Here is a 12,347-nt window from a genome sequence, read left to right on the forward strand (position 1 = left end):
TTTCCATCCTGCTCCTTACACCTATTACTGGATCAGCTACCATTATTACTGGTTCAGAGTGTCACACTGCAAAACAAATTACATATCACTTATCTTTGAATAAGATTAATACCGAGGATATGGAAAATGTATTGATGATTGATACCGTGGGGCAGTATAGTGCGCTTAATAACAATGAAACATTACACCCATTAATTAACCTGGTGGATCTGTCCAAAGCTGATCCCAGGGAAAACCGCAAAAGTTACTATGGCTTTTACGCCGTTTTTCTTAAAGAGATCAAATGTGGAGACCTACATTATGGATGCAACTATTACGATTACGAGGAGGGCACAATGGTCTTCGTTGGGCCCGGGCAGGTGATAGGTGTAGAAAATAACGGTGAAATGTACCAACCAAAAGGCAAGGCCCTCGTATTCCACCCTGATCTGCTCAAGGGCAGCTCGCTGGGTCGGCAGATCGCCAGCTACAATTTCTTTTCGTATGAGGTACATGAAGCACTGCACTTATCAGAAGTCGAGCGCAAGATCATCTTTGATTGTTATGAAAAGATAGCCTATGAACTTCAGCGTGGTATCGATAAGCATAGCAAAATGCTCATCGTCAGTAATATCGAACTGCTGCTGAATTACTGCATCCGTTTTTACGACCGTCAGTTTATTACCAGAGAAAACGCCAACAAGGGAGTGCTGCAGAAGTTTGAGGAACTGCTTAACGGTTACTTCAGCTCCGATAAACCTGCATTAATCGGTCTCCCCTCCGTTGCCTACTGTGCAGACCAGCTGAACTTATCAGCAAATTACTTTGGCGACCTGATTAAAAAGGAAACCGGCAAATCTGCACAAGAGTACATACAGCTGAAAATCATGGACACCGCAAAAGAGATGGTATTTGACAGATCCAAATCTGTCAGTGAGATCGCCTATCAGTTAGGTTATAAATACCCACAGCATTTCACCCGCTCATTTAAACAGCATGTGGGTTGTACACCCAATGAATATCGGAATCTGAATTAGTACATCATTTTGCGATGCGATGAGCACGGTCAGCAGGGCGGGAAGGATCAGGCCCGCCAACCGCCCCGGCATGACTCTTAAGCAGTTTCAGTACCACAAAAGCACCGATCATTGCCGGAAACAACATCAGAAAAGACCGCTGCAATAAGGTAAAGACTGGGAGTATGGCCGTAGGAACAATTTGTGAAAACAACATCGCGATACCAGCTTCAGCAAATCCGCTACCACCCGGACTTGGTGCAAAATAGATCATAAACTGGATGAGAATCTGGATGCTGATCACCTGGAGCAGATCAGCATGCACACCAAGTCCCAGCAGGATTACATATTGCATACAGTATTTATTCAGGTACAGCAGCACAGTGATCAAAAGACTCAGCGGAAACAAAAGAGGATGATCATTTAATAACTTTTTACAGATGCGCTGATAATTCAGAATGTTCATGTAAGACCTGTCGGCCCATTTCTCTATACGATTTCTTCTGGCAGGCCACATACGGCTGATCAATCCGGTAATTTTCATCAAAAGGGACCCAATCCATAAAGGTTTCCAGAAGGCAAGCATAAATGCCAGCAGAAAGGTGAAAAATACGCCGAAACCGTACTTCAGCAAAACGAGGATCAGCCCACTTTCCAGCTGATTATTCATTGCCCAAATCGCCAGCAAGCCGGCGAGGGGCATAAACAGCAAGGTCGCACCCATGGTAATCAGACTCACAATAAATCCGTTGAGAACCTTCACTCCATGACGATTGTATACATACAACTGGGCAGGACTTGCACCACTGTGAAAAGGGGTGATGGCTCCCATAAACATATTGGCCGTGTTGGCCTTAAAACTTACCCATTGTGATAAGCCCGGCTTCAGCTTTCGTATCAGGATATGGTTACGCCAGCCGCCCAGGATCAGGTCGATAAAGACCATCACAAAACAGATCAGTATATACTTGAACTTGATACTGCCCAGGGCTTTGATGGTATCGCCCGTATGGGAATAAAAGAAAACTGCTGCTACAGAAGCTATTGTCAGCAAGCCCAGCCAGATCGCTCCTTTGAGGATCGTTTTTCTATTAAACATTTGCGTATGAGTCTCTTTCTTTGTAATGAGTTCGCTGATCGCGATTGAATCCTCTGCTATTTCCGCTTTTTCTTCTACTAACATATCTTGTAATGATGAGTCCTGAATCAATTAATTGCTGATGCAAAAGAACCTACAAGAAGAAAAACCTGATGCAAAAATGAACGGGAGGCGGGCAAATGCAGCGCTCAAACGGGCCGCAACTTCAGAGCAGAGGCAGAAGGAGAAAGACCTGTAGAACTGTTAATTTTCAATTCAATCATCTTAACGGCTAAATTGCCCGCTTCAGACGTATTTTGGAACGTAACGGATCACTAATTGCTAACTTTGTGACATGTCGAAGCAATATCTCATACTTGGCGTTATCATTTCCCTGGCTATAGGCCTTGCGGTTGTACCCATCCGTTTAACCGGAGATGATATCAATTCGGGCGGTCTTTTTGTAGCTGCCCGTACCGTCAGATATACCTTCACTGCGGGGATGCTTTCCTTTTTTCTTCATATCTGGCTGAACAGGAAATTCGCAGTAGCGGCCACTCAATTGAGGTTCGTAGCATACCTTTTCAAGATCATAGCCGTGGCTTTAACAATCTTTTTTGTTTCCGTTTCGGTCGATTTTATTTTCAGTTTTTTTGTAAAGAGCCCATCGTTTTCCATACCCAAAGAAGATCTGAACTGGTATCTGATCATATTCAGGTGTTTACTGGTCAGTGCCGTACAATTCTTCATCGTTTTTTATCTGCAGTTACTCAATGAAAGCCAGAAGCGCAGTTTAGAAATAGAGAAACTCAAACAAACGCAGCTTGAAGCCAGCCTGTCTAACCTGAAGGAACAGATGAGTCCTCACTTTCTGTTTAACACCCTCAATACCTTAAGCGCAATTACAGAAGATCAGCGGGTCAAAGAATATGTTTCTGAGCTGGCTTCAGTATACAGGTATATGCTGGTTCATAATAAACTGAACCTCGTTCCACTGGACAATGAACTTAGCTTCATCAGGTCTTACCTGTACATCATCAAGAGCCGGATGGGAGATGCTGTAGACATCAGTATTGATGTCGAAGATAGCATCATGCAAAGTAAAATTCCACCGCTTACCTTGCAACTTTTACTTGAAAACGCCATTAAACACAATGTAGCCATCAGTGCCAAGCCATTAAAAATAAGGATATATAATGATCCGGCATATATCATTATATGTAATAGCTTTTGCCCTAAACAAGCTCAGCATTATTCTACCGGAGTGGGACTGGGCAATATCATGAACCGCTATCAGCTGTTATTTTCCCAGAATATTTTAATCGAAAAAAATCCAACCTTATTTACCGTTAAGCTGCCGATACAGATATGAAAATTTTAATTATAGAAGACGAAATCAATGCTGCAAAAGAGCTGGAGAAGATATTGCTTAACCTCGATGCTTCTATAAATGTATTGGCAATCCTTGATTCTGTAGAGGCCAGCATCAAATTCCTGAAAGGGAACAATTTGCCTGACCTGATTTTTTCTGATATTCAACTTGCGGATGGCATGTGTTTCGAAATTTACAGGGAAGTCCCCCTGGTTAAGCCCATCATTTTCTGCACCGCCTATGATGAATATATGCTCGAGGCGTTCGAGACCAGTGCACTCAGCTATTTACTAAAGCCGATTACAGAACAATCCGTAGCCAAAGCACTGGATAAATATCAGGCACTCAAATCTGCTTTTGAACCCCTTGCTGCCACACGTTCGGTTCAGCAACTCGGTGAGCAACTAAAGTATAGCTACAAGAAGACTATTCTCGTGGAACAACGTGAAAACATCATTCCCCTGCCCGTCAATGACATTGCCTACCTGTTCCTGGAGAATGCTGTCATACAGATAGGAACAACAAAAAATCACCAGTATTTTATGACTTCATCAATGGACGAGCTGGAGCGGATTCTTGATCCGGATATATTCTATCGTGCCAACCGTCAGTTCATGATCAATAGACATGCGATCACCAATATAGAACGGTTTTTCTCACGAAAGCTTATTGCTAAACTTTCTGTGAAAACACCGGATACAGTAGTGATCAGTAAGGCAAATGCATCTGATTTTCTACGCTGGCTTGAAAGTTCATCCTGATCTTAGCGGTTCTTTCTTTTAAGAATGTTATGACCTCTTCTTCTGAACTAAATCTGTTCCCGATGTTTACAAAGTTCCGGGCCAGAACATCGTAACGCTTTGCCAGCAAAAGCACCGCAACCATCATGATGTCTATCTTGCTAAAGACAACGGCATTGTGGTTTATATATTTGTCGATCGTCTTTTCGAAATAAGCAGGATGTTCCGTCCAGTGCATCGTTGGTTTCAGATGGTGGGAGATATGGTATCCATCGTTCCAGCATTGCCAGTTGTACCGGCTGTTGATGCAAGTCATGCTGTTTTTATAGGCATTTCCAGGATCCCCGGGATCTATAAAAGCATGTTGTGCCCAGTTTCCGAGCATAGCGATCAGACGGTAAAAGAAATAGGTGAAAATAAACACGCAGAAGGTCGTGGGCCAGTTAAAGCAAGACAATATGATACAGAAAATGATGAAAAGTATCTCTCCACGTACTGCGCTGTACATCAGTTTTTTCCTGTTCTTTCTTTTGAAGTAGGCAGCCAGGTCGTAGATCCCCCTGATCATAAACATGAACAGGTATAACAGAAAGCTTCGGAGAGAATCCCGCTGGTAAGACATGGTAGAACTTTCGTCTTCTTCCAGATTATTTTCGGCATGGTGCATCCCGATATGATGTGCATAATAAGTATCGGCCATATGCCCGAAAAAGGGAGCCACCACATAGGGGAGTACGTAGTTCAGATAATTGTACTGCTTCTTAAATAACGTCCGGTGAGCGGTGGAATGAAACATCAGCGCAAAGCGGCCAATGAACAAAGCTGCATTGATAACCATATAAATCACTGCTGCCGCCAGCCAGTACCAGCCAGTCAACAGATTGCTGAACAGTATCAAAGCATAAGGTATCAGGAAGAAAATGATATTGAATGAGAAATATATAAAAGGCAAATCCCTTTCATCGCGAATCAGGCGCAGAAAGAATTTATCCAATCGATTATACTTTTGAGGCTTTATGAAGCCAGGATCAGTCAGGTTACTGGGTGTGTGTTGCATGGTAAAAATGAATTATTTTGTATGGATAGCGCTTGTATGGTAAGCCTGCTCTACGAACTCCAGATCGCGCCTGGCCATTGGAAGGTTAAATGCTGCATCTTCGCCAGTTCTCAGGGCATGCATGAAATCGGTAAGCATGCCTTTTGCACCGCTGATATCGGCAATGCCTGGAAGTAATAGCCTCCATTTCTTACCGCGCACAAATATGTAAAGGCCGTTGGATTCAAAAAGGATTGAACCTTTGGTGCCGAATATGCGGGAAATACGCAAGCCTTTGAACACTGTATTCACTTCCCAGGAATACAATAAGGTGCCTACAGCCCCTTCTGCATAAGTTGCTACAACCTGCATACTGCGTTCGGGAGAGCTATTCTTTGAGGGCTGAAAACCAGTTACTGATTGTAGCGTTAAGCCCAGGTTCGAGATATAGTTGATCCAGTGAATGCCACCTTCAAATAAAGCGCCTCCGCCTGCTGTCTCTGTGTCCAAACGCCAGTTATCCACATGCTGGGTTTTGGTGGCATTGATGAACAGAAACTTGATATCTCCAATGATGTTTGCAGCCAAAACTTCGCGCAGTTTTCTGAGTGCAGGTTTATAAAAGTAGTTTTCTGCTATAAACAGCTGTACACCCTTTTCCTGACGGAGCTGATCAATGATATCAAAATCTGCAGCATGGAAAAACGCTGGCTTCTCACAGATCACATGTTTACCTGCGGTCATCGCTGCAATGGATAAGGCAAGGTGGCTATCCGGCGGGGTGCAGATAAAGACCACATCAATGTTAGGCGATTGAATCGCTGCGGTATACGAAGAGAATATGCCCTTGCCTTTGTATTTAACTGAATAGCTGTGAGCCTTACTTTCATCGCGACTGGCAAAAAATAAATCTACTCCTGCCAATCTGCTTAGCCGTTTCGCATGCTGGCCCGCGATTGCCCCGCAACCGAGAAATACGATCCTCATCCGGCCTTCTATCTTTTTATATGTCGACATATCAATTTAATTTGCTGATCAGTTCGCCTACACGCAGTGCATTTGCTGCAATGGTGAGGCTTGGATTTAATGCTGCAGAGGTGGGCATAACACTGCCATCGGTGACAAACAGGTTATCAATTCCTCTGAAACGGCAGCTTTCGTCGAGCGCTGAGGTTTTCTCATTTGCACCCATGCGCACCGTACCCACAGCATGAGAAAAAGTTCGGATCCCATGCGTATAGTGCGTCAGTGCACCGGCGCCCTTCATGATCTTCTTCGCCTCCCCGGTCAAAACCTTCATGGCCGCTTTATCTCTGTCGCTGTAAGTGTGGTTGATCATTACCCGGGGCAAGCCAAACTCATCCGGGAAAGCTGTATCGATGGTAAGCGCATTGTTATATTGCGGTTGGTCTTCAACAATAGCCAGCAGGCCACTCAGCAACTTCACTGCCGGACTCAGCACTTTTCCCAGCACACCCTTCAATTCGTTTTCAACCACACTGGCAGGTGGCGTCGGCATTTGCTGCAAGCTCCCCAGTTTATTAAATTCCGGTACCTTCGGGTGGCCGAAGTAATAGTCCAGTATCGCCAGTTGCTTATGAAAACGACCCTGTTTATCTGCTATACCCGGAAAAATCCCGAAGATGATCGCATTCAGATGGCGCATGAGATAGCGGCCCACCACATGTCCTCCGGGATTAAACTGCTGCAGACCTGATGATAAGAGGATATGCGCGCTGCCCAATGAACCTGCAGCCAGGATAAACTTACCGGCTTTGAAAGTATGCTGTTGTCTGGTGATTTTTGAAATGCAGTCGACACTGATGATGCGGCCGTTCCTGGTGTTTAATTGTGTAACCACCATATTTGGCAGTAATGTCATGCCCTTTGACATCAGCCCTGGGATCAGAGTGGTAGCCAGATCATTCTTCGCACCTACCGCACAGGCGAAGGTGTCGCAGGTTTTGCAACTGAGACAGGTTTGGCGACTCGTATCTTCATAGTTGATCGCCAGGGGCAGCTGGAAGGGGTTCAGCCCTAATTTTTGTGCACTGGATTTTACCCGGTGTGATATGTTAGCCAATGGCGATATCTGTTGCGGCAGCGGCGCGCTATCCCTTGGCTCGGTTGGATCAACACCCCTTTCACCAGAAATATTCAGGATGCCCTCGGCTTTCGTATAATATCTCTCCAGGTCGTTATAGCTGATGGGCCAGCCTTGTGCGTCTTTACCTTCAATCTGTTCGTTCTTCTCAAAGTCGGCCTCGCGAAAGCGAAAAGATACTCCCCCGTAAAAAACCGAGGGGCCGCCTACACAGGAATACAGGCCCATTGTGGGTTTATTCCCACCAACAGGGACATGCAGAAGAGAGGATTTGTCGTAGAATGGGGAAAGTTCGATAGAACCATTTGGGCCCCAGTTTTCTTCGGCACTGCGGTTTACCCAGTCGCCCCGTTCCAGCATCAGTACTTTCATTCCCGCATCAACCAGCGGCCTGGCAGCCATAGAACCACCAAAGCCACTTCCAATTACAATCGCATCGTAGCTATCCATCTTGTTCCTTTTTGTGGCTCAAATGAAGCGGGATTTCTCAAGGCTTGAACTGAAAATGGACAGGAGGCGGGCAAATAAGCCGCTAAAACGGGCATCACATTAAGACATGCCAAAAACCTTCAAGCCGCGGGATTGTTCTAGTAAGAAACAAGCCCCTATGTCAGAAAAACGCCATATATTCCCACTGATGAAAAGATATTACCTGATCCTCTTGCTGGCCCTAATTGGGTTCAGCAGCTATGCGCAAACGGCCGATACTGCGCGATATATTAAGACAGCTACAGGATACCTGATGGTGCTCCGGCAGGGCGATGATGTTTTTAAGGAAATTGAAAAGCTGGCAACGGCCGAAAAGATCCCCTCGGCAAACTTTACCGGGATGGGCTTTGTAAACGCGAAGTTTGGTTTTTTTGATTTTAAGACGAAGGAGTACAAACCGAAGGATTTCAAAGAAGTAGAGCTGGCGAGCATGAACGGATCAATTGCCTGGCAGAAGGGGCAGCCTTCCCTGCATGTTCATGGAGTAGTTACAGACGCCTCCTTTAAAGCCTTTGGAGGTCATCTGCTTTCAGCTACAGTGAGTACAGGATCTCTTGAAATCACCGTGATCGTTCATGATAAGAAGCTCGAACGGAAAATGGAGGAGCCTTTGGGCGCCAATGTGTTGCAGTTGCAATAATATGGAAAGCAGTTATTAACTTAAGTTAAAAATGTCAATATGATTTAAGCAGATCTTTGGTGTGAAATTAAAACAGAACATCATGAACTCAACAGATCAATCTTCGATTCACACTACAACTGAGGCTGGCAACATAGCAAAAGCATTGCGCAGCCTATACTTTACACGGGTAGCTTTCTCCGTTCTCTGGATCATCCTTGTAGGGACAGTAGCCCGCACCAACACCTCCGCGGCAGCTGTATTATTCATACTTTACCCCGCCTGGGATGTGATCGCAACCTTCCTTGATATCAGAGCCAATGCCGCTACAGCCGTTAAGACTCCACAATATGTCAATGCGGTTATCAGTATCCTCACTACAATTGCTGTCATCATCGCCTTACAAACAGGAATTCCTGAAACCCTGATGGTATTTGGGGTATGGGCTTCGCTGACGGGCCTCATGCAGCTCGTTCTTGGTCTGCGACGCCGTAAACTCATGGAAGGTCAATGGCCAATGATCATCAGCGGAGCGCAGTCCATGTTAGCAGGGGGCTTCATCATTGCTACAGCACACACTGCGAAGGAAGGGATTGTTTCACTGATCGGATATTCGGCCTTCGGGGCTTTTTACTTCCTGCTCGCTGCAGTCCGATTGAGTAAAACAATCAAAAACGAGTCCGTTGCAGCTTAGTCAATGCTTAAGCCAGGGGCGATGGCTGAGAACATAATTACAGCAGTGGTTGCAGAACTTATTTCAGCAACCACTGCTAAAGTTCCTCATGGCAATACTCTACATCCTTACTGACTTATCCTTTTCCGTATCCGGCTCAATGAAGGGTTAGTAATCCCGAGATAGGAGGAGATATGGTAAGCGGGTATACGATTGATGATGTTGGGATGCTCATTCAGCAACCTGAGATATCTTTTTTCGTGACTCATAAACAGCAGTTCCTCTGTCCGCGTCTGTGAGTAGGTAAAGAAAAGCTCCGCCAGCAGACGCCCAAAAGTTGCCCAGTTGGGATGAGTCTGATAAAGACTCGTCAGGTCGCGGTGCGAAATGTATACAATTTCAGCATCTTCCAGCGCCTGTATAAAATAGTGGCAGATGTTGCGGGTAATAAAACTTCTGAAAGACACCAGGAATTGGTTTTCCGTAAAAAAGTACAAGTTCTTTTCTTCGCTGGTCTCGGGATCAACGTAATAGATCCTGAAAATACCTTTCACCACTATCCCGAGGTCGTTACATACCACATATTGCATATTAAAGAAGTCGCCCTTACTGATTTTTCTGGGCTTCCAGAGCATCTGTGCATCCGCCAGATCTTTGTCCGACAAAGCAGCAAACTCTTTAAGCTGTTCCTGAAGCATTTCGTGGTATTCGTGCATAAGTACAAACATTAAATTTCCTGGAATACCCTACCTCAAGGAGCTGATATCAGATCAGGCGGCTTCAGCTTTGTGACAGGTTGAGTTTCCGGGTAACAAATCTTAGTACAAAAAACGTGATTATTTTTAACTTAAGTTAATTTTTTCGGGTCGGGCAACTGCCATGGCTAGTACGTCACAGATTACAGTTCCTTCTTCAGGGCTTTTTTCAGCTGACTTAAAAATTCTGCTACGCTGGTTGCAGTTCCTGATGAGGGCTCCTTAATTGCACATCCAAGTGTTACAAAACTTTTCAGATCTTCCATCTGCCAGATGGCTGCACCACTCATTTCGGGATAGTCCTTCTTAAAGCCATGCAGCTGTTTGCTGATTTCCGCCACAGATTTACTGCCTTTATGGGTATCGCAGGTGCTGAAGGAGCCACGTACCATAAATATCGGATAGATCGGCTGTGCAGGTTTTAGTCCTTGTACCCAGTTCTTGATGTCGTTGCGGATGCCACCGTCATAACACTGCAGATACAGAGCGTCCACCACATTTTTGTCTGATGCTGCGAGGATTTCTGTCCAGTAATTATTTCTTCTGAAGGGGCATAAAGTCATGTGCATGTTCAAATCCGCGGCGATTTTACCCATAGCAATGATCGAGGGACTGTGGTAAACCGATTCATCATCAATACAAAAGGCATCGGCACCCAATACCTCTTTCAATACCTTCATCAGGTTGTACAGCGTGCTCTCCCTGCCGGTACCGGTTACGATACCAGGTACTTTCAGGGCGGGATCATACCAGTCGCGGATAAAATCAAAAGTGTTTGGTGGTTGTCCATACCAGCGGCCTTCCAGCAGGATCTCGATCCGGCTGATGGAAGAGTTTTTCTTCAGGTCCCTTACTCTTTTCACATAGGCAGGATCTCCAACCCATTTACCTTCATGAACGATCGGCTGCTTTGAATCGCCCGAGTAAAGATCACCATCAGCATGGATATAGAAACTGGATAGGAGAATGGTATTAAAACCACTGCGTTTTAACAATGTATAGGTCGTATCATTGCCAGGATACATTCCTCTGCCAAACATTGATAAGTTTTTGGCAGGCAACGGAGCAGCAGGAGTATAAGTCTGTTGTGCAAAAGAACACAGGGAAAGGACAGATAAAATAATCAGCGAAAGCAGAGGTTTCATAAATATTATAAGGATTTCTGAGCCAAGTTAAATAGAATTGGGCATTAGTGCTCTCAATTTTTAACTTATCCGGGAAACTCTCCTCAAAGGAGAGCCAAATGCATTCGTTGAGGTGCAGACAAGCCAGATAAAATGTATCTTCCCCGTGTAAACAACAAGCAGAAGATATTTAATGACAGCAGATACAGATATTGACAGGTTAGCCATTGTAAGCATCCGGGATGCTGATACAATCGCGGACCGCTCCTCAAAGACCGTAGCCTGGCAGGATGCGGTAAAAGAGTATAAATTCAGTCCATCCCCAAGCTGGGGCGACGAATTTAATTACGCAGGCGCTCCTGACCCGAAGAAGTGGAGTATCAGTACCGGCAATGGCTACTATGGCTGGGGGAACCACGAACAACAGTATTTCACGGACAGGGCAAGCAATGTGAAAGTTGAAGATGGCAGGTTGAAGATCACTGCCCGGAATGAGTCGTACAATGACTTCGATTATACCTCCGGAAAAATTGTATCCAGAAAAAAACAACGTTACGGCAGATACATCATCAGCGCGAAAATGCCTTTAGGCATAGGACTCTGGCCCGCAATCTTTGGGTTTGGAGCAAGGCACAAGGACTATGATCTGAAAAGCTGGCCGAAATGCGGCGAGTTCGATATTGTTGAAGTTAAAGGACAAAATGATCGTCAGGTAAACTATAATGTGCACACTGCTCATTCCTCGGGTGCAGCAAATATGGTTACGCTACCCACAAATCCTTCCCTCAGCCAGTTCAATGAATACAGGATCGACTGGACTCCCGCGTATATCAAATGGTATTTTAATGGAAAACTGATGCGTACCTTCAGCAAGAACGGTAATGGATACGAAGGATGGCCTTTTGATGATGAGTTCGATCTGAATATCTGCCTGAACGTCGGTGGTGATTTTGTAGGCCACAACATCAACAGAACCGTGATGCCTGCAAGTATGGAAATTGAATATGTGAGGTACTATGCGCTGACCAATGCCATTAAAAACACTTCTTATGCGCCCAATCCGGTAAAACCCATCCTTTCACCTGCAGCAGCAGAGATCTCAGTCAGCCAATCCCAAACTTTTAAGGTCACGAACGTGCCCGCTGGGACCAAGGTCCATTGGTATTTCCTGGGTAACGATCTCACAAGTTCCGGAATATCAGGTCCTCAGGTCACGATCAGCCCGGAGATGTTGAAGGCAGCTGGCATTACATCCGGCAGGTCTTTTGAATTTTTTGTAGATTTTATCGATGCAAAAGGAGTTTCCAGTGAGGGCACCAAAGGAAGATTAACGATCAGGTAGCAAGACGCACCTACAAAAAC

12 protein-coding genes are annotated in these 12,347 nt (G+C 45.1%); 6 read left to right on the plus strand and 6 right to left on the minus strand.

Features of this window, described 5'->3' with window-relative positions; all coding sequences use genetic code 11:
- Positions 1-95 precede the first annotated feature (95 nt).
- Positions 96-1,016, plus strand: coding sequence for a helix-turn-helix transcriptional regulator (locus tag OQY15_RS20550; protein WP_322973399.1), 921 nt, complete (start codon positions 96-98; stop codon positions 1,014-1,016).
- A gap of 4 nt (positions 1,017-1,020) precedes the next feature.
- Here OQY15_RS20550 and OQY15_RS20555 read toward each other — a convergent pair whose 3' ends face one another.
- A complete protein-coding gene (locus OQY15_RS20555; protein ID WP_265793870.1) occupies positions 1,021-2,178 on the minus strand; it encodes a flippase-like domain-containing protein in 1,158 nt (385 codons plus the stop codon).
- Between the two features lie 250 nt (positions 2,179-2,428).
- On the opposite strand from OQY15_RS20555, the gene OQY15_RS20560 reads away from it, so the two are divergent.
- Positions 2,429-3,445 carry a histidine kinase gene (locus tag OQY15_RS20560; RefSeq protein WP_265793871.1) on the plus strand — a complete coding sequence of 339 codons (1,017 nt, stop codon included), beginning with the start codon at positions 2,429-2,431 and terminating at the stop codon, positions 3,443-3,445.
- Entirely contained in the window at positions 3,442-4,206 is a 765-nt protein-coding gene (locus OQY15_RS20565; RefSeq protein ID WP_265793873.1) for a LytTR family DNA-binding domain-containing protein, read from the plus strand. The genes OQY15_RS20560 and OQY15_RS20565 overlap by 4 nt, the downstream gene beginning before the upstream one ends.
- Here the strand turns inward: OQY15_RS20565 and OQY15_RS20570 are convergent.
- The 3 genes from OQY15_RS20570 to OQY15_RS20580 are packed head-to-tail and all read right to left on the minus strand — an operon-like array spanning position 4,154 to position 7,775.
- Positions 4,154-5,242, minus strand: coding sequence for a fatty acid desaturase (locus OQY15_RS20570; protein WP_265793874.1), 1,089 nt, complete (start codon positions 5,240-5,242; stop codon positions 4,154-4,156). The genes OQY15_RS20565 and OQY15_RS20570 overlap by 53 nt on opposite strands.
- A gap of 12 nt (positions 5,243-5,254) precedes the next feature.
- Positions 5,255-6,238 carry a Gfo/Idh/MocA family oxidoreductase gene (locus OQY15_RS20575; protein ID WP_265793875.1) on the minus strand — a complete coding sequence of 328 codons (984 nt, stop codon included), beginning with the start codon at positions 6,236-6,238 and terminating at the stop codon, positions 5,255-5,257.
- A gap of 1 nt (position 6,239) precedes the next feature.
- Positions 6,240-7,775: a GMC family oxidoreductase gene (locus OQY15_RS20580; RefSeq protein ID WP_265793877.1), complete on the minus strand. Its 1,536-nt coding sequence runs from the start codon at positions 7,773-7,775 to the stop codon at positions 6,240-6,242.
- Between the two features lie 157 nt (positions 7,776-7,932).
- Between OQY15_RS20580 and OQY15_RS20585 the strand changes: the two genes are divergently transcribed.
- Together OQY15_RS20585 and OQY15_RS20590 are read left to right on the plus strand one after the other, a co-directional pair.
- Positions 7,933-8,454 carry a PPC domain-containing DNA-binding protein gene (locus tag OQY15_RS20585; protein WP_265793881.1) on the plus strand — a complete coding sequence of 174 codons (522 nt, stop codon included), beginning with the start codon at positions 7,933-7,935 and terminating at the stop codon, positions 8,452-8,454.
- Positions 8,455-8,536: 82 nt separating this feature from the next.
- Entirely contained in the window at positions 8,537-9,127 is a 591-nt protein-coding gene (locus tag OQY15_RS20590) for a DUF308 domain-containing protein (RefSeq protein ID WP_265793883.1), read from the plus strand.
- Between the two features lie 107 nt (positions 9,128-9,234).
- Here the strand turns inward: OQY15_RS20590 and OQY15_RS20595 are convergent, their stop codons facing one another.
- Together OQY15_RS20595 and OQY15_RS20600 are read right to left on the minus strand one after the other, a co-directional pair.
- The gene (locus OQY15_RS20595) at positions 9,235-9,822 is read right to left on the minus strand and encodes a Crp/Fnr family transcriptional regulator (protein ID WP_265793885.1); all 588 of its coding nucleotides are present in this window, start codon (positions 9,820-9,822) and stop codon (positions 9,235-9,237) included.
- Positions 9,823-10,004: 182 nt separating this feature from the next.
- The gene (locus tag OQY15_RS20600; RefSeq protein ID WP_265793888.1) at positions 10,005-11,006 is read right to left on the minus strand and encodes a hypothetical protein; all 1,002 of its coding nucleotides are present in this window, start codon (positions 11,004-11,006) and stop codon (positions 10,005-10,007) included.
- Between the two features lie 172 nt (positions 11,007-11,178).
- On the opposite strand from OQY15_RS20600, the gene OQY15_RS20605 reads away from it, so the two are divergent.
- Entirely contained in the window at positions 11,179-12,327 is a 1,149-nt protein-coding gene (locus OQY15_RS20605) for a glycoside hydrolase family 16 protein (RefSeq protein WP_265793889.1), read from the plus strand.
- The last annotated feature ends 20 nt before the right edge of the window (positions 12,328-12,347 follow it).

The organism is Pedobacter sp. MC2016-15, from assembly GCF_026239695.1.
Classification (GTDB): domain Bacteria; phylum Bacteroidota; class Bacteroidia; order Sphingobacteriales; family Sphingobacteriaceae; genus Pedobacter.

Coding starts and splice junctions, on each gene's coding strand:
- OQY15_RS20555 (WP_265793870.1), bottom strand. CDS start 2,178: ATGTTAGTAGAAGAAAAAGCGGAAATAGCAGAGGATTCAATCGCGATC.
- OQY15_RS20560 (WP_265793871.1), top strand. CDS start 2,429: ATGTCGAAGCAATATCTCATACTTGGCGTTATCATTTCCCTGGCTATA.
- OQY15_RS20565 (WP_265793873.1), top strand. CDS start 3,442: ATGAAAATTTTAATTATAGAAGACGAAATCAATGCTGCAAAAGAGCTG.
- OQY15_RS20570 (WP_265793874.1), bottom strand. CDS start 5,242: ATGCAACACACACCCAGTAACCTGACTGATCCTGGCTTCATAAAGCCT.
- OQY15_RS20575 (WP_265793875.1), bottom strand. CDS start 6,238: ATGTCGACATATAAAAAGATAGAAGGCCGGATGAGGATCGTATTTCTC.
- OQY15_RS20580 (WP_265793877.1), bottom strand. CDS start 7,775: ATGGATAGCTACGATGCGATTGTAATTGGAAGTGGCTTTGGTGGTTCT.
- OQY15_RS20585 (WP_265793881.1), top strand. CDS start 7,933: ATGTCAGAAAAACGCCATATATTCCCACTGATGAAAAGATATTACCTG.
- OQY15_RS20590 (WP_265793883.1), top strand. CDS start 8,537: ATGAACTCAACAGATCAATCTTCGATTCACACTACAACTGAGGCTGGC.
- OQY15_RS20595 (WP_265793885.1), bottom strand. CDS start 9,822: ATGCACGAATACCACGAAATGCTTCAGGAACAGCTTAAAGAGTTTGCT.
- OQY15_RS20600 (WP_265793888.1), bottom strand. CDS start 11,006: ATGAAACCTCTGCTTTCGCTGATTATTTTATCTGTCCTTTCCCTGTGT.
- OQY15_RS20605 (WP_265793889.1), top strand. CDS start 11,179: ATGACAGCAGATACAGATATTGACAGGTTAGCCATTGTAAGCATCCGG.